At 70.5% G+C, this 22704-nt stretch carries 12 protein-coding genes; 2 read left to right on the forward strand and 10 right to left on the reverse strand.

Annotated features, from left to right (window positions below; genetic code table 11):
* The 8 genes from G6N19_RS06665 to G6N19_RS06700 form a co-directional block, all read right to left on the reverse strand.
* A complete protein-coding gene (locus G6N19_RS06665) occupies window positions 1-5397 on the reverse strand; it encodes a non-ribosomal peptide synthetase (protein ID WP_193466028.1) in 5397 nt (1798 codons plus the stop codon).
* The gene (locus G6N19_RS06670; RefSeq protein ID WP_193466029.1) at window positions 5394-12548 is read right to left on the reverse strand and encodes a type I polyketide synthase; all 7155 of its coding nucleotides are present in this window, start codon (window positions 12546-12548) and stop codon (window positions 5394-5396) included. The genes G6N19_RS06665 and G6N19_RS06670 overlap by 4 nt, the downstream gene beginning before the upstream one ends.
* Before the next feature lie 172 nt (window positions 12549-12720).
* The gene (regX, locus tag G6N19_RS06675; protein WP_013827421.1) at window positions 12721-13404 is read right to left on the reverse strand and encodes a two-component sensory transduction protein RegX; all 684 of its coding nucleotides are present in this window, start codon (window positions 13402-13404) and stop codon (window positions 12721-12723) included.
* A gap of 40 nt (window positions 13405-13444) precedes the next feature.
* Window positions 13445-14626, reverse strand: coding sequence for a sensor histidine kinase (locus tag G6N19_RS06680; protein WP_013827420.1), 1182 nt, complete (start codon window positions 14624-14626; stop codon window positions 13445-13447).
* A 129-nt stretch (window positions 14627-14755) separates the two neighbouring features.
* Complete coding sequence (locus G6N19_RS06685) at window positions 14756-15505, reverse strand: phosphoglyceromutase (RefSeq protein WP_013827419.1); 750 nt, start codon at window positions 15503-15505, stop codon at window positions 14756-14758.
* A 28-nt stretch (window positions 15506-15533) separates the two neighbouring features.
* Entirely contained in the window at window positions 15534-16094 is a 561-nt protein-coding gene (locus tag G6N19_RS06690; protein ID WP_013827418.1) for a type III secretion system chaperone family protein, read from the reverse strand.
* Complete coding sequence (gene mshA / locus G6N19_RS06695) at window positions 16091-17419, reverse strand: D-inositol-3-phosphate glycosyltransferase (protein ID WP_109559474.1); 1329 nt, start codon at window positions 17417-17419, stop codon at window positions 16091-16093. Before mshA ends, G6N19_RS06690 begins: the two co-directional genes overlap by 4 nt.
* Before the next feature lie 22 nt (window positions 17420-17441).
* Complete coding sequence (locus tag G6N19_RS06700; protein ID WP_049792826.1) at window positions 17442-18710, reverse strand: ROK family protein; 1269 nt, start codon at window positions 18708-18710, stop codon at window positions 17442-17444.
* Between the two features lie 278 nt (window positions 18711-18988).
* On the opposite strand from G6N19_RS06700, the gene G6N19_RS06705 reads away from it, so the two are divergent.
* Window positions 18989-19771, forward strand: coding sequence for an SDR family NAD(P)-dependent oxidoreductase (locus G6N19_RS06705; protein WP_193466030.1), 783 nt, complete (start codon window positions 18989-18991; stop codon window positions 19769-19771).
* Here G6N19_RS06705 and G6N19_RS06710 read toward each other — a convergent pair.
* Window positions 19752-21083: a L,D-transpeptidase gene (locus G6N19_RS06710; protein WP_232062552.1), complete on the reverse strand. Its 1332-nt coding sequence runs from the start codon at window positions 21081-21083 to the stop codon at window positions 19752-19754. The two genes, G6N19_RS06705 and G6N19_RS06710, sit on opposite strands and share 20 nt — an antisense overlap.
* A gap of 12 nt (window positions 21084-21095) precedes the next feature.
* The gene (locus G6N19_RS06715) at window positions 21096-22154 is read right to left on the reverse strand and encodes a UDP-N-acetylmuramate dehydrogenase (RefSeq protein ID WP_083037750.1); all 1059 of its coding nucleotides are present in this window, start codon (window positions 22152-22154) and stop codon (window positions 21096-21098) included.
* 26 nt (window positions 22155-22180) lie between these two features.
* On the opposite strand from G6N19_RS06715, the gene G6N19_RS06720 reads away from it, so the two are divergent.
* Complete coding sequence (locus G6N19_RS06720; RefSeq protein WP_193466032.1) at window positions 22181-22702, forward strand: DUF2505 domain-containing protein; 522 nt, start codon at window positions 22181-22183, stop codon at window positions 22700-22702.
* Window positions 22703-22704 lie beyond the last annotated feature (2 nt).

Genomic DNA, 22704 nt, shown 5'->3' on the forward strand with positions numbered 1-22704 from the left:
TCAGAACCGGTAGGTCGTGCAGCCGACCTCGACACCGGAGCCGACGGCCATGATCAACGCGACATCGCCGGGTTTGGTCAGCCCGCGTTGCCGCGCGTCGGCGATCTGGTAGGGCAGCGTCGAGGTGAACGGATCACTGGTGCAGCCCTGCGCCGCGAGGTCGACGAAGCGTGACCGGTCCACCCCGATGCCCGCGGCGAGTTCGTCGAGGGCGGTGCCCGGAAGATACGGCGGGAACACCAGCGAGATGTCCTCGGGCTCCAAGGACTCCAGCGTCAGCAACTCCTTGACGGCCGAGGGCAGGCAGCTCACGTAGATGGCGGCCAGGTTAGGGTCGCGGTCGACCCGCAGCCACATCCGGCCGTCGCGCTCCTGGGTGTAGGTCCGCAGTGCACCCCGGTATTCGGGGTGGTGGGCGAAGACGAACCGGCCGAAGCCCTCCGGGCCGGCGCTGGGGCTCAGCATGATCGCCGACCCGGTCTCGGTGATGCCGGCGCGCGGGTAACCGCTCTGCGGGGTGTTGTTCTCCACCTCGGAGGCCAACACCATGGCGTGGCCGGTCCGGCCGGCGCCGATCATCCCGGCCGCGACGTGGCAGCCGTTGAGGAAACCGACTGCGCCGTTGAGGATGTCGAACGCGAACGTCTTGGGCGCGTCCGCGGACTCGGGTTCGGCGTTGATCCCGACCTCGCCGGCGACCAGGGTGGCCACGGCCGGTTCGGACAGGAAGTCGTCGCGGTAGATACCGGTGTGGATGACCAGTCCGACCTCGGTCCGCTCGACCCCGCTGTCATCCAAGCAGGCGGCCGCGGCGTCGACGGCGAACTGGATCGAGCTGGGCTGCGGGCCCGCGGCCCCCAAATCGGGCACGGCTATGCCGATCCCCTCGATACGCACCCGCGGCGTGGCCGGCAACTCCCGGCGGCGGGACCGGGTGCCGCGGGCGGGCTGCCCGGCCTGGCCGTTGCCGGCTCGGCGCATCCGGTCGGGCAGGTCGTCGAAGGTGTAGAGCCCGGTGCCGATGGTCTGCCCGGAGCCGGTGATGGACAGCACCACATTGTCACCGGAGTTGATCCGGCCCGCATTGATGTAGTCGTACAGCGCGACGAAATGGGTTGTGGTGGCGGTGTTTCCCCGTTCTGCAAGGTTGCAGATGGTGTTGGCCCGGCTGGCCGCACCGGCGCCGAACACCCGGTTGATGGTCAGGATGGCGTCGTTGATCGACGCCTCGGAGGTCTGGTGCATCAGCAGCTGGTCGGCCGTCTCGGGACGCCAGCCGTGCCGCTGCATCACCGCCGCGACGTAGGGCACCGAGTGCTTCACCGCGATCGCTGTCTGGGTGACCGAGTCGGTGACCATGATGGCGCCGCCGTGCGGGCCCTCGGTGGCCTTGGCGATGCACAGTTTGGCGAATTCGCTGTAGGTGGCCAGGTCGAGGTCGTGGAAGCCGACCCGGTCGCCTGCCCCGAGTTCGAGTACCGCCGCCGCGCCGGCGTCGCCGACGGTCAGGCAGGCCAGCCGGGGGTCCATCGCACCCTCGATCTCCTGCTGCGCGGTCTCGGTGATGTGGCTGATGTATTCGCCGCTGAACACCAGCGCGTTGCGCACCAGCCCGGTCTTGAGGAAGTCCTGGGCCACGCTGACACCGGTGAACATGCCCGCGCAGGCGTTGTTGATATCGAAGCACACCGCGTTGGTCAGCCCCAGCCCGTCGCGCAGTTGTGAGGCGGTGCTGGGCTCGAAGGTGAACATGTGCTCGGGGCCGTCGCAGCGCGAGATGTTGCAGGCGATGACCAGATCGATCTCCTCGGGGGCGTAGCTCGACCGGGACAGACAGTCGGCGATCGCCTTGCGGCCCAGGTCGATCGAGAATTCGTCGACCCCGGCCATCCGCCGGTTCTTGATGCCGGTGAGACGCTCCAGCGGGATCTTCACCTCGTTGACGCAGTCGGCGAGCACCTGCTCGGTGGAGACCGCCCGCGGCGGCAGGTACACCCCGAGGCTTTCGATGACGACGTTGCGGGACGGACCGGCCTGCGCCGGGGTGATCACCGGTGCCGGGGCGGGTTGGGCCGCCGGGACCCGTTGGGGCGCGACCACCGCGGGCTGGGGCGTCGCCGCGGGCTGCTCGGCTGGCTGATCGGCCTTGGCGGCCCCGCCGATCGGGCCGAATTCGGCGGCCAGCTCGGCGATGGTGCCGTAGACGAACATCGACTCCGGGCGCAGCTCCATGCCGAGCTCACCCACCCGCACCGCGACCTCGAGTGCCTGGGTGGAAGCGCCGCCGAGGGCGAAGAAATCATCGGTGACCCCGACCCGGTCCACGTCGAGCACCTCGCGCCAGATCTGGGCGAGTGCCTCCTCGGTCGCGTCGCGCGGCGCGACGAACTCCTTCGGCGCGGCCTCCAGGTCGGCGTCGAGAGCCAGCAGCGCCCGCCGATCCACCTTGCCGCTGGGCGACAGCGGCAGCAGGTCGGTGGCGCGGAACACCGCGGGCACCATCGCCGCGGGAACCAGTTCCAGCAGGAACCGGCGCAGCTCCGCGGTGCCCGGGAGCGCCGCGACCGGCACGATATGCGCGATCAGTTGGGTGTTGCCGGAGCTGTCCTTGCGTGCCACGACCGCGCATTCGGCGATGCCCGGATGGTTGGCCAGCGCGGCCTCCACCTCACCGAGCTCGATCCGGAAGCCGTTGATCTTCACCTGATCGTCTCGGCGGCCCAGGTATTCGATGTTGCCGCACGCCCGGTACCGGGCCAGGTCGCCGGTGCGGTAGAGCAACGCGCCCGGGACAGCACTGAACGGGTCGTCGCCGAACGCTGCGGCGGTGGCCTCCGGCCGGTTCAGGTAGCCGCGCGCCACGCCGACGCCGCCGATGCACAGCTCGCCCGGCACACCCACCGGAACCGGGTTGCCCACGGCGTCGAGCAGGTGTATCGCGATGTTGGCGATCGGCCGCCCGATCGGAATGACCGGCTCGGTTTCGCCACGCACGCAATGGAAGTGCGTGACGTCGATGGCGGCTTCGGTGGGACCGTAGAGGTTGTACAGCTCGGCCGGGAGCACCTCGAAGAACGCGTCGCGCAGATCAGCGGTGAGTGCTTCACCGCTGCAGAACACCCGCCGCAGCCCGGTGCAGGATGCGGCCTCGGGCTCCGCCAGGAAGCGACGCAACATCGAGGGAACGAAATGCATTGTGGTGACCTGTTGTTCGGCGATGATGCGCGCCAGGTAGCCGGCGTCCTTGTGACCTTCCGGTTTGGCGATCACCACCCGGGCACCGACGATCAACGGCCAGAAGATCTCCCAGACGAACGGGTCGAAGTTGATCGGGGTCTTGTGCAGCACCCGATCCTCGGCGGTCAGCCGATAGGCGTCCTGCATCCACAGCAGCCGGTTGCGGATGCCGGCGTGGGTGTTCAACGCCCCCTTGGGCGTGCCGGTGGAACCGGAGGTGTACATCAGGTAGGCGAGCTCGGCCGCGGTCACCTCCGGCGCGGAATCCGCCTCGGCCGGCGCCGCGGACGGCTGATCGAGGCAGAGCCGAGCGCCGGTGAAATCGGTTGGCACACAAGTCAACTGATCCCGGCGGGTGACGCAGACCGGCGCGTCCGGCACGTCGGCCAGCATCGCCTCCATCCGCCGGACGGGCTGGGCGGGATCCAGCGGCAGGAAGACGCCGCCGGCCTTGAGCACCCCCAGCAGGGCGATCACCAGATCTTCGGAGCGTTCCAGCAGCACCGGCACCACGTCGGTGTCGGCGCCGGCGCCGACACCGAACCCGCGCAACCGATGTGCCAGCCCGTTGGACCGCCGGTCCAGGTCGGCGTAGCTCAGCTCCCGGCCGTCGTAACTCACCGCCACGGCATCGGGTGTGCGTGCGGCAGCGGCAGCGACCATGTCGTGCAGAGACGCCGGGGCATCCGGGTAGTCGACCGCGGTGTCGTTCCAGGACTGCAGCCGGGCCCGTTCGGCATCGGTGAGCAGCGGCAGGCGCGACACCGGGGTGTTCGGGTCCGCGGCGATCCCTTCGAGCAGCAGCCTGAAATGCTCGCCCATCCGGTCCATGGTCGCGGCGTCGAACAGATCGGTGTTGTACTGCAGCGCCAGCTGCAGCTGGTCCTCGTGTTCGCCGACCTGCAGGGTGATGTCGAACGGCGAACCGCCCTGGCCGATGTAGAGCGTCTCCAGGGGAAGTACGGCGTCGGATCCGGCCGCGTTGGCGGTGTTTTCGTCGAACAACCGCACCTGTTGCCAGGCGAACGACACCTGGAACAGCGGGGTGCGCCCGGCGTCGCGCGCCGGCCGCAGCCGCTCCACGAGCAGCGGCAGCGGGAACTCCTGGTGCGCGATGGCGCCCAGCACGGTGTCTTTGACCTGGCCCAGCAGCGCGGCGAAACTCGGGTCGTCGCCCACGTCGACGCGCAGCGGCAGCGGGTTGGTGACATAGCCGACCATGCCCATCAGCCCGGCCCGGTCGCGGCAGGCGAACGGCGAGCCGATGACCAGGTCGTCCTGGCCGCTGTAGCGGTGCAGCAGCACCGCGTAGGCCGCCAGCAGTGTCATGTAGGGCGTCGCGCCGGCCGTCCGCGCGACCTGCTTGATCCCGGCGGACACAGCGGCGTCGACGCTGAACCGGTGCAGCGCACCGACATAGGTCTGCACCGCCGGACGGGGCCGATCGGTGGGCAGCGCCAGCGTCGGCAGCTCGCCGCTCATCGCGCCCCGCCAGTATTCCCAGAGCCGTTCGCCCTCAGGGCCGTTCAGCATCGCGGTCTGCTGCGCGGCGTAGTCGACGTAGCGGTCGGCGGTAGCCTCCGGCATGGCGGCGCCGTGCCCATGCGCGTAGAGCCCACGCAGCTCGTCGAGGATGACGTCGATGGACCAGAAGTCGACGGCGATGTGGTGCACCGTCAACAGCAACACGTGGTCGTCGGGGCGTTCGAGCAGCGTCAGCCGCAGCACCGGGCCGTTGCGCAGATCGAACGGCCGATCGGTCTCGGCCTGGATCCACTGTTGCAGCTCCGCCGGGTCCGCACCGATGCGGTGAGTGTCGATCCGCACCGGCCAATGCGCGTGGACGAGTCCGATCGGCTGGCCGTCACGCTCGGCGTAGGTGGTGCGCAGCATCGGGTGCCGGTCCACCAACGCCTGGGCGGCCCGCTCCAGGGCCGGCACGTCGAGGCGGGCGGCGATGCGTCCGGCGTAGGCGACGGTGTAGGCGGCACTGTCGGGCGCGAGCCGGTGGACGAACCACATCGACCGCTGGCCGTAGGACAGCTGGTGTTCGGTTGTCTGCTGCTGCGCTTTGGCAGTCAGCAGCGCAGCCAGCAGTTCGCGCTTCTGCGCCGGCGACAGGCCGGAGATGTCGATGGGCCCATCGGGTCCGTCCGTCACGGGCTACTCCCATCCTGGGCGTGCTCGCCCTCGGCGATCATCTTCGCCAGCAACGCATCCACTGCCTCGTCGGAGAGGTCGGAGACCTGCGCGAGCACGTCAGCCTCCGGTGTCGGCAGCGGGACGTCGGGTGCCGCACCGGTGCCGGGAACCGGGATCGGCTCGGCGTGGCCGCCGGCGGCCAACTGCCCGCTGAGCCAGCTGGACAGACTGACCACACTGGGGCCGTCCAGCAGGCGGGCGACCGGCACCACGATGCCGAGTTCCCGCTCCACCTGGATGCGCAGTTCCAGGGTGATCAGTGAATCCACCCCGAGATTGTTCAGCGGCGCGGTGACATCCAGGCCCGCCGGGGCCAGTCCCAGCTTGCCGGCGACCAGGTCACGCAGATAGGTCTCCAGCAGCTGCTGACGTTGCGCCGGATCGGCGGCCTGCACCGCCTCGAACAGCCCGCTCGCGGTGGCCAGGTCGTCCGGGCCGCCCGGCACCGCCGCCTGCAGGTCGCGCAGCAGCGGTGACTGCGCGCTGGGACGCCACCGCGCCCAGTCGATGTCGAGCACCAAGACCTGGGTCGCTTGGGAAGCCGGGCCGGCCAGCAACGCCTCCAGCGCGGCGAAGTACGCCGCTGCCGACATGCCCTCGACGCCGTAGTGCGAGAAGTGGCGGTGCAACTCGGAGTTGGTGAACATGCCCAATCCGGCCCACGGGCCGAAGTTGACGCTGAGCGCCGGCCGCCCGCCCGCCCGACGGTGCCAGGCCAGCGCGTCGAGGAAGGCGTTCGCGGCCCCGTAGTTGGCGGCCCCGGGCGAACCCAGCACCGACGCGGCCGAGGAGAACAGCACGAAGAAGTCCAGTTCCGCATCGGCGGTCAGGGTGTGCAGGTTCCAGGCGCCCTGCACCTTCGGCGCCATCACCGCGCGCAGCTTCGCGGCATCGAGACGCGCCAGGATCGCATCGTCGACGGTGCCGGCCGCGTGCACCACGCCGCGCAGCGGCGGCATCGTCGCACCGATGGTGGCCAGGGCCGCCGCGACGTCATCGGCCTTGGTGACATCACCTTGGGCGACCGTCACCTCGGCGCCCGCCGCCCGCAGCGCGTCCAGGGTCGCCTGAGCGGCGGCCGACGGCGCGCTGCGCCCCATCAGGACCAGGTGGCGGGCGCCGCGCTCGACCAGCCAGCCGGCGATCTTGCCGCCGACCGCGCCGAGGCCGCCGGTGATCAGATAGCTGGCGTCGTGGCGCGCCGCGAACTCGCCGGGCTGTTCGGACAGCGCCGCCGGGTTCTCCAAGGGCTCCAGTCGCGCCACGTAGCGGCGGTGGCCGCGCAGCGCCACGTCGGTCTCGCTGTTGTCCGACCAGATCTCGCTGAACAGGCCGCGCAGTTCTTCGGTGCCGCTGTCGGTCGACAAGTCGACGGCGGTGGCGCGCAGTTCCGGATGTTCGTGGTCGATGCTGCGGGCCAGCCCCCAGACCGGCGCCTGCCCCACCGCCGGTGCGGCGGGCCCGGCCTCGTCCCAGCCGGCCGGTTGCGCACCGCGGGTCACCAGCCACAGCCGCGGCGACTCCGGCCAGCCCGACAGCGTCAGGGCCTGGATGAGGTGGATCACGCTCAGCGACCCGAGGGTGGTCGCGGTGTCCAGCGACTCCGCGCTGGTGTCCGCCGGCGCAGCGGCCAGCAGGTTCCACAGCTGCACCACGCCGCGACACGGCGGCCGGTCGCCGCCGAACGCCGCGCGCAGCAGCTCAGCGAAGTGTTCGGGTTTGTCCGGGTCGATGCGGTAGCTGTCCGCGCTCACGCGTTCGATCTCGGCGAGCCCGACGACCGCCTCCACCAGCACGCAGGACTGCGACTGCGCCTCCAGGTGGTCCCGCAGCGTGTCGGCCACTGGGCCGTCGGACAGGATCAGCCAACTGCCGGGTTCGGCCGCCCGGCCTTCGGACCGGCCTGAGCCGTCGGCGACGATCGACGCGGGCTGCCAGCGCAGCACATAGCTGCGGTCGCGCGGATCCGCGGGGGCGACGACGACCGGCTCACCGGCCTGGCCGGCGACGAGGGTGCCGGTGGCCAGCAGCGACCAGTGGCCGCCGGCCGCACTGGCGTAACACTCGAACGCGTCATCGGTCAGCGCGAACTGCAGGGTGCTCGCGGCGGCCGGACCGCCGCGCAGGCTCAGTTCACCGACCGACCGGCTGCCCGGGCCGAACGCCAGTTCAGCTGCCTTGCAAGCCAATTCACCCAGCTGCTCGGCCGATGGCGCCGTCACGCCCGTGACATCCAGCTCGGCCAGCACCGTTCCGGGCTGAGCGGCCGACCGGATGGGGCCGCGCCAGCCGCCCGAGGCTGCGGTGCTGCCGCGGCGCGGCGCGGCGATGGAGCCGGCATCCAGCCAGGAGTGCACTCGCTGCCAGGGGTAGGTGGGCGCGGGAACGCAGTGGCTGCCCCGCGGGTAGATCTGCTCCCAGGCCACCGGGTGTCCCCGGGTGTAGAGGGCTCCCAGCGCGCCGAGCATGGTCGAGCGGCCCTCATCGTCGCGGCGCATCGAAGGCAAGAGGCTGCAGGTGCGCCTCATGTCTTCAACGTCTTCACGGGCCGCCGTCAGCAGGATCGGGTGCGGGCTGAGCTCGACGAAGGTGTCGTGTCCGGTCTCCAGCAGCCGTCGCAGCGCCGGTGAGAACCGCACCGGCGAACACAGATTGGCCACCCAGTAGTCGGCGTCCAGCAGCTGCTCGCCCACCAGTTCCCCGGTGACCGTCGAGTACATCGGCACCGCCGGCGCGGTCGGCTTCAGCTTGACCAGGCTGCCGCGCAGGCCCGCCCCGAGGGCCTCCATCTGCGGGCTGTGGGAGGCCACGTCGACCTCGATCCACCGGCAGAACCGGTCCCGCTTGGCCAGTTGGGCCATCAGCTCTTCCAGCACCGCGCGCTCACCGGCGAGCACCGTCGACCGGTGGCTGTTGCTGGCGGCGACCGCCACCTCGCGCTCATGACCGGCGATGAGCTCCTGCGCTTCGGTCAGGGTGGTCTCGGTGACCATCATCGCGCCGCGGCCGCGCACGCCCCGCAGCATCCGGGCCCGCGCGCAGATCACCCGCGCCGCGTCCTCGAGGCTCAGCGCCCCGGCGACGTGGGCGGCCGCCACCTCGCCGAGGCTGTGCCCGACCACCGCGGCGGGTTCGACGCCCCAGGACCGCCACAGCGCGGCGAGCGCCACCTGAATCGCGAAGATCGTCGGCTGCAGAATGCCGATGTCGGAGAGCTTGGACTTGTCCTCGTCGCGGGCCAGCTCCTTGAGGATCGAGTGCCCCAGGTGCGGGTGCAGCGCGTTGTCGCAGGCGGCCAGCGCGTCGGCGAACACCGCTTCCTCGGCCTGCAACCGCTGCGCCATGCCGTGCCACTGCGAGCCCTGCCCCGAGAAGATGAACGTCACGCCGGGACCGGGCCGGCCCGGCGAGCAGTGCCCGACCGTCAGCCCGGGACGGGACTCACCGAGCCGGTAGGCCGACAGCGACTCGAACAGCGCGGCCGGTGAGTCGCCGACCACCGCCAGCCGGTAGTCGTGGTGGCCGCGGCGTGCGCCGGCTGTGTAGCAGAGGTCGGCCAGCGCGCCGCCCCCCGCGAGACCGCCGGAAAACAGCGCCATCTCGTACTCGCCGACCAGTGCGGTCAGCGCCTCCGGCGACCGGGCGGACAGCGCCAGCAGTTCGGCGCGCGGCGCGGCATCGTCGTCCGGGTGGCTGCTGCGGACCTGCGGGGCCTCGGTGAGCACCACGTGGGCGTTGGTGCCACCGAACCCGAAGGAGCTGACGCCGGCCACGGCGCGGCTGCCCGCCGGCCACGGGGTCAGGGTCTGCGCCACCTCCAGCGGCAGGCTGTCGAACAGGATGTGCGGATTCGGCTCGGTGTAGTTCAGACTGCCCGGAATGGACCGATGCTGCAGCGACAGCGCCACTTTGATCAGCCCGGCGATACCGGCGGCCGCCTCCAGGTGGCCGATGTTGGTCTTGACCGAGCCCACCAGACAGCGGCTGCCCTCCGGCCGGCCCTCGGCCAGCACGGTGCCCAGGGCGTTGGCCTCGATGGCGTCGCCGATGGCCGTGCCGGTGCCGTGTGCCTCGATGTACTGGACCGCACCGGCCGGCAGGCCCGCCCGGCGGAACGCCTCGAGGACCACGCGCTCCTGCGCCCGACCGCTGGGGGCGATCAGGCCGTTGGTCCGGCCGTCGGAGTTGGTGGCGCTGCCGCGGATCACCGCGTAGACCGGGTCGTTGTCCTCCAGCGCCTTGCGCAGCGGCTTGAGCACCACCACTCCGGCGCCCTCGCCGCGCACATACCCGTCGGCGTCGGCGTCGAAGGTCTTGCACCGGCCGTCGGGGGCCATCACCCGGGCCTTGGAAAAGTTGATCGCCAGCGCCGGCGACAGGATCACGTTCACCCCGGCCGCCAGCGCCATGCTGCACTCGCCGTCGCGCAGGCTGCGGCACGCCAGGTCGACGGCCACCAGCGACGAGGAGCAGGCGGTGTCGACCGACAGGCTCGGGCCGTGGAAGTCGAAGGTGTAGGACAACCGGTTGGCGGCGATGCTCAGCGCGTTGCCGGTGCCGGTGTAGGCGTCGACGAGCTGGGGCTGACCCAGCCGCAGGAAGCCGTAGTCGTTGGTGGAGATGCCGACGAACACGCCGGTGCGGCTGCCGGCCAGCGCGTCCGGGACCTGACCGGCATCTTCCAGGGCCTCCCAGGCCACTTCGAGCAGCAGCCGCTGCTGCGGGTCCATCTGCGCCGACTCCCGCGGCGAGATCCCGAAGAACTGAAAGTCGAATTGGTCGACCTGGTCCAGGAACCCGCCCCGGCGGGTGACCGCGGTACCCGGCACCGACGGATCGGGGTTGTAGAACGCGTCGACGTCCCAGCGGTCGGCCGGGACCTCACCGGTGGCGTCCACCCCGCCCGACAACAGCCGCCAGAAGGCCTCGGGCCCGTCGGCCCCCGGGAACCGGCAACCGATGCCGACGATCGCGATCGGCTCGTCGGCGGCCGGCCGTTCGGCGGGTTCGGGCGGCTGGCTACCGGACTGCTCGTTCTTGGCCACGCGGGCCAGGTGGTCCGAGAGGATGTCGATCGAGGGATATTCGTAGGCGATGGTGGGGGCCAGCTCACAGCCCAGCCACTGCTCCAGGGCGGTCGAAAGCCGCACCGCGTGAATGGAATCCAGCCCGTAGAAGGCGAACGGTTTGGCCGGGTCGACTTCGGCGACGGGCAACTCGAGGTCCTGGGCGAGCCGATCGACGAGCCAGGCGCTGATCTCGGCCGCGGTGCGAGTTCCCGCGGCCTGCTGTCCCGGCTGCGCCGCCGAGGCCGGTTCGGACTCGGGCTGCGGCGGCGGCTGCGAGGCGGCCGACGGCCACTGCGCCACGACCGGCAGCGCGCCGTCGAGGTACTGCTGCTTGCAGGCGCTGCGCTGAATCTTGCCGCTGGAGGTGGTGGGCAGTTGCAGCGGCTGCACCAGGACGACGGCGTAGGTGCGGACGGAGTGGTTCTCGGTCACCGCGGTACGGATCGCCTGCATCGCCTCGTCGGCGGCGTCGGCACCGATCCGGCTCGGGTCGACCTCCTGCACCACGACGAGCTGTTCGGCAGCGCCCGGTTCCGGGGCGATCGAGAACACCGCACCGCGGCCGCGCAGCAGCCCCGGGTTGGTGTTCTGCACGGTCAGCTCGATGTCGTTGGGGTAGTGGTTGGTACCCCGGATGATGATCAGGTCCTTGCGGCGACCGGTGACGAACAGCTCCCCGGAATGCAGGAAGCCCAGATCGCCGGTGCGCAGGAAGGGGCCCTCGCCGCTGTCGGACAGGGTTGCGGCGAACGTCTCCGCGGACAGCTCCGAAGCCCCCCAGTAGCCGTGGGCGACGCTGCTGCCGGCCAGCCAGATCTCCCCGACCCGGTCGGCGGCGCATTCCCGGCGGGTCTCCGGGTCGACGATGATCACCCGCTGGCCGCCGCGCGGCTTGCCGCAACCCACCAGGGTCGCGACGTTGGGGTCGTCGGCGTGCACGTCGATGACCCGGTTGTCGCCGAGCGCGACCCGGTCGATGTGCTGCACCATCGGCACCGGGCGGTCCGAGCCGCCGGAGACCAGCAGGGTGGCCTCCGCCAGCCCGTACACCGGATAGAACGATTCCTTCGCGAAGCCGGCCGGTGCGAACGCCTCGGCGAACGCGTCCAGGGTGGCGGTGCGCACCGGTTCGGCGCCGCACAGCGCGACCGTCCAATTGGACAGGTCCAGTGCCGCGCGCTCGGCCGGGCTGCTCAGCTCGACGCACATGTCGAAGGCGAAGTTGGGCGCCGCGGTGATCATCGCGCGATGCCGCGAGATCGCCTCCAGCCACCGCATCGGCCGCTTGATGAACGCGGTCGGCGGCATCAGGATCGAATGGCCCCCGACATAGAGGGTTTCCAGCAGCCCGCCGATCAGGCCCATGTCGTGGTAGGGCGGCAGCCAGAAGACGCCGACCACGTGCGGCATGTCGGTGTTGGCGTCCCAGGCCTCGGCGATGGTCACCAGGTTGTGCACCAGGTTGCCGTGGGTGAGCACCACGCCCTTGGGGGCACTGGTCGACCCGGAGGTGTACTGCAGCATCGCGATGCTGTCGCCGTCGATCCGCGGCGGCGTCCAAGCCGCCTCGCTGCCCGCGGCGGTGTCGTCGGTGATCGTCCACCGCAGCGCCTGTCCGCCCGGCAGCGCGTCGATCGCGGGCTTGATCCTCGGCTCGATCTCGCTGGTGGTGAGCGCGAAGCCGGGCTGGACGTCGACGATGATCGACTCGACGCGCGGGAGGAGGTGTTCGCGCATCGGGGGGTGCACCGGGATCGCGATGGCACCGGCGTAGAGGCAGCCGAAGAAGCCGGCGATGAAGTCCAGGCCGGGCGGGCACAGCACCAGCACCCGTTCCCCGGCGGCTCCCTGAGCCTGCAGGTCCGCGGCGATCTGGCGGGCACGCCGGTCGAGTTCCCGGTAGGACGCCCGACTGGTCTCGTGCTCGTCGCCGTCACGGGAGAAGCTGAACGCCGGGGCATCGCCCCGCTGCTGGGCACGCTGCATCAGCAGGTCCACCAGCGTGCGGAGGGTGTGCACCGTGTCGTCCGGCCCGCTCATCGATCGCGTCTCCCGTATGGCTAACGAAGATGGGTTCAAAAATTGGGCCCAAGGATTCCGTAGGCAACCTTGATTAAGGTTACCTTAAGAACCAGGACGTCAATCTCGTGATTTTCGGCGACGACGACCGCACGAGCAAGTTGGGTCACCCATCCCGGTGACGGCGCGAAGCTCAGCCCTCCAGCTTGTACCCCAGTCCCCGCACGGTAACCAAGTGCACCGGATTGGCCGGATCGGCCTCGATCTTGGACCGTAGTCGTTTGACGTGGACATCCAAGGTCTTGGTGTCGCCGACATAGTCGGCACCCCAGACCCGGTCGATCAACTGGCCGCGGGTGAGCACCCGGCCGGTGTTGCGCATCAGGTATTCGAGCAGGTCGAACTCCTTGAGAGGCAAGGTGATCTGCTCGCCGTTGACCATGACGACATGGCGTTCGACGTCCATGCGCACCGGGCCCGATTCCAGCACGCCCTCGCCGACGCCGCCCTCGTCGTCGCCGCCGCGGCGCAGCACCGCCCGGATCCGCGCGATCAACTCGCGGGCCGAATAGGGCTTGGTCACGTAGTCGTCGGCACCGAGTTCCAGGCCGACGACCTTGTCGATCTCGCTGTCGCGGGCAGTGACCATAATCACCGGCACGCTGGAGCGGGCCCGCAGTTGTTTGCAGACATCGGTGCCCGACATCCCCGGAAGCATCAGGTCCAACAGCACGATGTCGGCACCGGAGCGGTCGAACTCGGCCAGCGCCGCCGTTCCGTCGGTGACCACGGTCGCCTCGAACCCCTCCTTGCGCAACAGGAACGCCAGCGGATCGGCCAGCGACTCCTCGTCCTCAACGATCAAGACGTGTGTCATCGCCGCTGCTCCTCCCCTGGGTGACCGACGACGGGTGTGATCACTGTTCCTCCTTCTCATGGTCCACACTGCCCTGGTAGGCGGGAATCGCCAAGGTGAACGTCGAACCGGTACCCGGCTGGCTCCACAGCGAGATGGTGCCGTTGTGGTTGGCCGCCACGTGCTTGACGATCGCCAGACCGAGCCCGCTGCCGCCGGTCGCGCGCGACCGGGCCTTGTCACCCCGGAAGAACCGTTCGAAGACGCGTTGCTGATCCTTGCGCGCGATGCCGATCCCACGGTCGGTGACGGCGATCTCGACGAAGCCGTCGCGGCTCCGCCGGCTGATCGACACCGGCGCACCGTGCGGGGAGTAAGCGATGGCGTTGGACACCAGGTTGGCCAGCGCGGTGACCAGTAGCGGCTCGTCGCCGAGCACCCGGAAGCCACTCGGAGCGTCGGTGGTGATGGTGATCTCCGCGTTGTCGGCCGCCACCTTGTGCCGGGAGATCGCCTCGTTCACCACACTGTCGACATCGACGGCGCCCAGGTCCGGCAGCGGGTCGGCGCCCTGCAGCCGGGACAGCTCGATCAGCTCGCCGATCATGTTGGCCAGCCGGTTCGCCTCCAGCAACACCTTCTCCGCGAACGGGCGTACCGCCTCGGGGTCGTCGGCAGAGGCCAGCAGTGCTTCGGCGAGCAGGCCCATCGCCCCCACCGGAGTTTTGAGCTCATGGCTGACGTTGGCCACGAAGTCGCGCCGGCTGGCTTCCATCCGGGCCTGTTCGGATTGATCGTCGACGATCACCACCGCGAACCGGCGATCCTCATCGGACAGCAACCGGGCGTAACCGCGCACCGCCGAGAATTCCGATCGGGTGGCCCCGGCTGCCCGCTTGGCCGCCGAGAGGTCGAAATCGACCTCCTGCTCACCGTCCAAGGCGAGCTGCGCGGCCGCCCAGGCGTCGTCGTCGAGGAGCCGGCCGTGCACCAGCCCCAATTCAGTGGCGCGCTCGTTGAGATAGACGACATCGCGGTGGCTGTCGACGACGACGATCCCCAACGATGCGTGCGCCACGATCTGCTGCAGCATCTGCGAGACGGTGATCCCGGCTCGTTCGGTGTGAACCCGCCGGCGCCGCTCGGCAAACCGGGGCGATAACCAAAAACCGGCCGCGACGCCCACGATGAGCGCCGGCAGTGCCGACGCAGCAGCGAGCGTCAGCGCCGAAGTCGCAGCCACGGCAAAATCGTACGCAGTCCGGGACCGACGGTTGGCCAGCGATCGACCATGACGTGCGCCGAACGTGAATTCAGGGCGAAGATTTCACCGGATTTCCACCCGGAATTCACACTGGACGGCCAGGACGGGCTATTTGGCGCCCTGGCTGGCCACCGCGGCCGCTCCGGCGGCGGCCGCCTCCGGGTCCAGGTAAACGCCGCCGGCCAGCTTCGGGCGCAGCTCGGAGTCCAGGTCATAACGCAGCGGGATGCCCGTGGGGATGTTCAAGCCCACCACCGCCTCATCCGACATGCCGTCGAGGTACTTCACCAGGGCCCGCAACGAGTTGCCGTGCGCCGCGATCAGCACGGTCTTACCCGAGCGCAGCTCCGGGATGATGACGTCGGTGTAGTAGGGCAGGAAACGCGCCACCACGTCGGCCAGGCATTCGGTCAGCGGGCCGCCGCCGATGTCGGCGTAGCGGGAGTCGGTGTCCTGGCTGTAGCGGCTGCCGGGCTCGATCGGCGGCGGCGGGGTGTCGTAGCTGCGCCGCCACGTCATGAACTGCTCGTCGCCGTAGCGGGCCTTGGTCGCGGCCTTGTCCAGGCCCTGCAACGCGCCGTAGTGGCGTTCGTTGAGCCGCCAGGTGCGGTGCACGCCGATCCAGTGCCGGTCGGCCGCGTCCAGTGCCAGGTTGGCGGTGGTGATCGCCCGGCGCAATAGCGAGGTGTAGACCACGTCGGGCAGCAGGTCGTGCTCGACGAGCAGGTGACCGGCGCGCACCGCCTCGGTGCGGCCCTTGTCGGTCAGGTTGACGTCCATCCAGCCGGTGAACTGGTTGCTGGCGTTCCATTCGCTCTCTCCGTGGCGCAGCAGCACCAGCGTGGCAGTGTCAGACATGCCGGTCAGTGTCTCACGGGCCCCGGGGTCACTCGTCGTCGTCCTTGTCCTCGTCGTTCTCGTCGTCCGGGTCGTCCTGGTCGATCAAATGCTCGAAGGCCCGCAGGTTCTTCAGCGACTGCCCGGTGGAGACCCGCCACTCCCACTCCTTCTGGATGGAGGAGGCGAATCCCAACTCCAGCAAGGTGTTGAAGTCGAAGTCGACGGCTTCGAGCACCTGGCCGAGCACCCGGTCGATCTCCTCCGGGCTCACCGTGGCCAGCGCCATCCGGCCGACCAGGTAGATGTCGCCGAGGTTGTCCAGCGTGTAGGCCACCCCGTAGAGCCGGCGGTTGCGCTTGAGCAGGAACCGGTAGACCCCGGCATGGTTCTCGTCGGGCTTGCGGCAGACGAACGCCTCGACGCGCACGGAGTGTTCCCCGATGCTGAGGATCGTGTTGGTCTTGAGCTTGCGCTCGCCGGGCAGTTCGACGACCAGCCCGGGCAGCCCGCCATGCGCGCCCGGAACCGGCGAATAGCTCAGCTCGGCCGCGGTCAGGGTCTCTTCGATGAGCCGGCGGACCTTGCCGGGGTTCACGCCGGGGTTCACGCCCGCGCCCCCTTCCGCGCCGGCCAGCGCCTGGGCCGGCGTGCCGCACCGACCACCCGCATGCGCTCGCCGCGCGCCGCGGCGAAGTCTTCGATCGCGTTGGTGTAGCTGGCCAGCTGGGCGTCCACGGTGCGCTCCCAGGAGAACGTCGCCGCGTGGGCGACCGCGGCCCGGCGCATCGCCCAGCCGCGGGGCCCGGAACCCAGCCGCAGCAGGCCGCCGATCGCGCTCGACCACGCCTCGATGCCGTGTCCGGCGACCAGCGTCCCGGTGACGCCGTCGCGCACCGCCACCGGCAACCCGCCGACGGCCGCGGCTACCACCGGCGTCCCGCAGGCCTGCGCTTCCAGGGCGACCAGGCCGAATGATTCGGAGTAGCTCGGCACCGCCACCAGATCGGCCGCCCGGAACAACGCGGCCAGATTCCCCCGGGACTGCGGCGGCAAGAACGTCACGCGATCGCTGATACCCAGGTCGGCGGCCAGCCGAACCAGCCCGCCGGGTGCGGCCAGCCCGCTGCTGCCCGACGGGCCGCCGGCCACCACCACGCGCACCCCGGGCAGCTCGGCCGCCGCCCGCAGCAGAATATCGGGGGCCTTGAGCGGCTGGATGCGGCCGACGAAGGCCACGATCGGCTCGTCGGGCGACAGTCCCAGCGCGGCGCGGGCCTGCCGCTTGTCTCCCGGGCGGAAGACCTCCAGATCGACGCCGGGGTGGGCGACATCGATGCCGGCGGGGTCGGCGCCGTGCAGCGCGACGAGTTGGTCTGCTTCGTCCTCGGTGTTGACGATCAACCGGTCCGCCTCGTCGACGACCTGTTGCTCGCCGACCGAGCGCATCGGCGGTTCCGGGCTGTCCCCGGCGGCCAGGGCCGCGTTCTTCACCCCGGCCAGGGTGTGCGCGGTGTGCACCAGCGGCACCGCCCAGCGGTCGGCGGCCAGCCAGCCGACCTGGCCGGAGAGCCAATAGTGCGAATGCACCACGTCGTAGTAGCCGGGCTCGTGGGCGGCCTCGGCGCGCAGCACCCCCGCGGCGAACGCGCACAACTGGGTGGGCAGGTCGTTCTTGTCCAGGCCTTCGAACGGGCCGGCCACCACGTTGCGCACCAGCACGCCGGGGGCGACATGGGCCACCGGCGGATCGGCCGACGACGTGGCGCGGGTGAAGACCTCCACGTCGACCCCGCGGCGGGCCAGGTGCAGCGCGCTCTGCAACACGTAGACGTTCATCCCGCCGGCATCGCCCGTGCCGGGCTGAGCCAGTGGCGAGGTGTGTACCGACAGCACCGCTACCCGGCGCACATCAGATCCGAATCCACGCCCCACCCCGTCATCTTTACAGTTCTGCTCAGGCGGGCACTTCCGGGACCGCCGGTACGGCGGGTCCACGCGAGCGGCGCATCGCGCCGACCGGATCGGCATACAGCCCGCCCAGCGACACCGTACCGGCGCCGGCTTCCTGGACCCGGTTGCCGAACGCGGTGACGCGGATGGTGCGTCCCGACAGCACCGATCGCTCCGCGACGGCCCGCTCCACCTCGGCGATGCCTTCCGGGTATTCGGTGAAGCCCTGGCCCCCGACCACCAGGTCGTCCGGGTTGAGAACGTCGCGCAGCAACGCCACGGCCTCGCCGAGCGCCCGGGCCCGTTCGGTCAGCAGCGCGGTCGCCCGCTCGTCGCCGGCCCGCGCCTCCCGCACCAGGCCGGTCACCGCGGCCGACGCGGCGCCGGTTCCGCCGGGCAGGATCCGCAGCCGACGGGCCGCGGCCAGCACCGCCTCGTCGCTGACGGTGGATTCCAGCTGCCCGGAGCCACCGAGCAACTCCGAGGACACCGGCAGGCCGGCGATGGTGCCCGGACCACTGGCCGGGCTGTGCACCCGGCCGCCGATCACCAGTGCGTAGCCGACCGTCTCACGCGCGTACACGTAGAGGCTGGTGGAGCTGTCCGCCACCGGGCGCCGCACCCCCAGCAGCAATTCGGCGCCGGCCATCGCGTCGACGTGCGAGGCCACCGACACCGGCAGGCGCAGTTCCTCGGCCAGCACCGGCCCGACCGGTGCGGCCGTCCAGCCCAGCCTCGGGTGATCGACGTAGCCGGTGGCGCGGTCCACCGCCCCACCGGTCGCCACCCCGACCCACAACGGCCGGCGCTTGCCCCAGCGGGTCAGATACCGGCGGGCACTGGCGGCCAGTGACGCCAGCGCCGGCGCCGCGCCGTTGGCCGGGGTGGGGATCTCGACGACGTCGAGGGTGCGGCCCAGCAGGTCGGTGGCCACGATGCTGGTTGTCTTCGCCCCGATGTGCAGGCCCAGCGCCAGGAACGGCTCGTGATTGACCACCACCGGCCGGCGCGGTCGTCCGATCGCCCCGGAGGTCGCCAGGTCGGCGCGCTCAAGCAGCAGCCCGGCCTCCAGCAATGCACTGACCTGGCGATTGACGGTGGCGACGCTCAGTGAGGTGGCACCGGCGATGGCCTCGCGCGCGATCGGGCCGCCCTGGCGGACGGCGGCGAAAACCGCGGCGCCGGCGGTGTCCGGCAAGTGCAGCGACGGAGCCACCACGCGCGGATGCGAGCGGAGGCGGTGATGAGAGACGGAGGTGAGGGAGGTGCGCACGCTGTGGTCCTTGTCTACAAGAGTCCGATGGGGGCTGGCTGCAGCTGAGACCCGGCGAACTCTCTCCTCCAAGGAGCGCTACTCGCAGCAGGTCAAGCGCAGCAACATGCGCGGCGACAACACGCGCCGTGGGCGAGCGAACAGACCGCTGTCAGATAGCGGGCACTGCGGTACATAGCCGGAAAATGTATCACGATCGCCCACGGCGGGCCGACGGCACTGTTATTGACGGATTGGCAAATTCCAAGTGTTCCCACGCAGCTCCTAAAGTTGGAGCAATGACGGAATCTCATCAGCACGCCGCGCAACGAATCGCCGTGGTCACCGGAGCGAGCTCGGGGATCGGCGAGGCGACCGCGAGAACCCTTGCCGGGCAAGGCTTTCACGTGATCGCCGTGGCCCGCCGCGCCGACCGGATCACCGCGTTGGCGCAGCAGATCGGCGGTACCGCGGTCGTTGCCGACGTCGCCGATCAGGCCGCGGTCGCCGCGCTGGCCGAGGAGTGCGACCGGGTCTGCGACTCGCTCTCGGGCTCGATCAACGTGCTGGTCAACAACGCCGGCGGCGCCCTGGGCCTGGCCCCGGTCAGCGAGGCGGACCTCGAGCACTGGCGGTGGATGTGGGAGACCAACGTACTGGGCACGCTGCAGGTGACGCGCGCACTGCTACCGAAACTGATCGACTCCGGCGACGGCCTGATCGTCACCGTCACCTCGATCGCGGCATTCGAGATCTACGACGGCGGCGCCGGCTACACCGCCGCCAAACACGCCCAGAGTGCGCTGCACCGCACGCTACGCGGCGAACTGTTGGGAAAACCGGTGCGGCTCACCGAGATCGCCCCCGGCATGGTGGACACCGAGTTCTCGCTGGTGCGCTTCGACGGTGATCGCGAGCGCGCCGACGCGGTATATGCCGGGCTGACCCCGCTGACCGCGACCGACATCGCCGAGGTGATCGGTTTTGTGGCCTCCCGGCCCCCGCACGTCGACCTCGACCAGATCGTGATCCGCCCCCGCGACCAGGCCTCGGCAACCCGGGCTACCCGCCGGGCCGAGTAGGCGACGGCGTCTCGGGGGTGCCCGACAGGGTTGGTGCATCGGTCGGGGTGGCCGGCGCGGTGCTGGGCAGTGAGGTCCGCGGTGACGCCGGCGCCGGCGAATCCGCCTGCAGCGCCGACATCGACCGCCAGGTGTCCCAATCCACCGCCCAGTCCCAGATGTCACCGTCGGCGTAGGACAGCTGGATCGAACTGCCGGTCACCTCGACCGGGTCGCCGTAGATGGCGCTGTGGAAGTACTGCTCGGCGTCCTCGGTCGACAAGTTGATGCACCCGTTGGTGACGTTGGTGTTGCCCTGGGCGCCCGCGCTGGCCGGGTTGGCGTGAATGAACTCGCCGTTGTTGGAGATCCGGACCGCCCACCGCTCATGGATGTTGTGGTAGCCGGCGGCCGGGTTGGACATGTAGAAGTCGGCGTATTTCTCGGTGACCACGTGGATGCCGTTGCGCGTGACGTTGCGGGCCTGGTCGCCTTCGCCGTAGCTGCACGGGAAATCCATGATGACGCCCTCGTCGCGCTCCACCCGGATACGGTGCGAGGAGATTTCGGCCTTCACCACCTGGCGCCGTCCGATCGAGAATTGCAGCGACATGTCCTGGGCGCCGTAGGCGCCGTCGCCGAACGCCAGGCCGTAGAGCTTGGCGTCGACGTTGACCGTGGTGCCGGCCGGGAAGTAGTCGCGGCTGCGCCAGTGCACCCGGGCGCCCTGCACCTCGTCGGGCAGCCAGGCCCAGCTGCCCTCCACCGGCGGCTCGGTGGTGATGGTCAGGGCCCGCTCGACGGCCGCCTTGTCGCTGATCGGCCCGTCGAACTGCAGGATTACCGGCGCCGCGACGCCGACCGTCTGCCCGTCGGCCAACTGGAAGCCGCCGTCGATGATCGCACTCGGGGTCACCGTGGTGACCGTGCCGGCGACCGGCACGGCGTTGCCGTCGTGGCCCACCACCGACCCACTCCAGGTGTAGACGGCGTCATAGCCCAACGGCTCGGTGACGGTGTAGCGGGTGCGGTCCCGGTTGAAGGTTCCGGACAGCACCTTGCCCGCCGGGCTGGTCAGTGCCGCCCGCTGGAACCAGCCGTCGGAGACCGTGACGGTGATCTCGGCCGTCGGCAGCACCTCGGTCTGGCCGACGGGGGGCTCGAAGGACAGGGCGGGCGCCGCCGGCGGCGCGTTATCGGCGCTGTTGCCGGCCCGGCCGAAACAACCCGCCAACGCCTGCGGCGCCAGCACACCGGCCGCCAGCGCAGCCAGAGCCTTCCGCCGGGTCACGTTCACGCCATCCCAAGATACCGGCCGGGACCGCCTGACCACCTGCGATGTTGGTTACAGCGCGCAACCCACCAGCACCGGCTCCGGGTGCAAGATGATGCCGAACGTGTCGTGGACCCCGTCGCGCACGGTGCGCGCCAGGCTCAGCACGTCGCCGGTGGTGGCCCCGCCCCGGTTGGTCAGCGCCAGCGCATGCTTGCTGGACAATCGGGCGACCGCGCCCTCGCCCGGATAGCCCTTGCCGAATCCGGCGCGCTCCACCAGCCAGCCGGCCGCCAGCTTCACCCCGCCGGGCGCGTCCCAGTGCGGAACCGGGCCGGCCTGAGATTCAGCGATCTGACGGTAGGAATCATGGGGCACAACGGGGTTGGTGAAGAACGAGCCCACACTCCAGGTGTCGTGGTCAGCCGCGTCAAGCACCATGCCTTTGGCGGACCGCAGCGCAAGCACCGCGGCACGTACCGCGGCCGGGTCGGCCCGGTCGCCGTCGCCGGCGCCCAACGCGGTGGCCAGCTCGCCGTAGCGCAGCGGCGCGCTGCGCCCGGCGGGATCGAGCTCGAATTCCACCTCCAGCACCACGGCGGCATCCGAGTGCTTCAGCACGCTGGTGCGGTAGCCGAAGTTCAACTCCGCGGGCGGTGTCCAGCGCACGATGCCGGTACTGCGGTCCAGCAACAGCACCCGGGTCAAGGTGTCGGCGACCTCCGCGCCGTAGGCCCCGACGTTCTGCACCGGGGTCGCCCCGGCAGATCCGGGGATACCCGACAGGCACTCCAGGCCTCCCAGCCCGGCGGCGACCGCGGCGGCGACCACGTCGTCCCAGATCGCGCCGGCCTGGGCCCGCAGCAGATTGCCCTCGATCTCGATGCCGTCGCTGGCCAGCAGCACCACGGTCAGGTCGGTCAGGTCGTCGGCGATCACCACATTGGAGCCGCCGGACAGCAGCAGCGGGCGGCCGCCGTCGCGGTCCAGGGCGGCCAAGGTCGCCACGATCTGCTCGGTATCGGCGCAGCTGATGACGCGTCGGGCGACCGGCCCGACTCGCAGGGTGGTCAACGGCGCCAACGGCACCGCCTCGGCGACACGCGCGCCCGCGAACTCGGAACCCGCCACGGCCGGTAACGGTAGCGTGACCAGCTATGCCGCGTACATTCACGCTCTCCGCGCAGTATCCGGCGGGCGTCGAACTGGTGTATGCCGCATTCGCCGAGGAGCGGTACTGGCTGGCCCGACTCGCCGATTCCGGCGCCGACACGGTGGCGCTGGAGTCGATGGCCGTCGACGCCGACGGCGGCGTCGACGTGGTCACCACGCAGGGCATTCACCGGGACAAGCTGCCCGCGCTGGCGGCGCAGTTCCACCCCGGCAACCTGAATGTGACACGCCACGAGATGTGGCGCCCGGTACGTGACGGCAGGGCGCGCGCGGAGGTCACCGGCAAGATCGTCGGCGCGCCGGCCAAGCTGTCCGGGGAGGCGGCCCTCGAACCGGCCGGAGGGGGCTGTGAGCTGACGCTGACCGCGACGGTGCAGGTCGACATCCCGCTGGTGGGCGGCAAGATCGAAAGCTTCATCGGCGCCCAGCTGGCCGAGCTGGTGGCCGCCGAGCAACGGTTCACCTCGACGTGGCTGCGCCAGGGCGGCGCGCCCCGGGCGGAATAAGC

The sequence above is a fragment of the Mycobacterium novum genome (assembly GCF_010726505.1).
GTDB lineage: Bacteria > Actinomycetota > Actinomycetes > Mycobacteriales > Mycobacteriaceae > Mycobacterium > Mycobacterium algericum.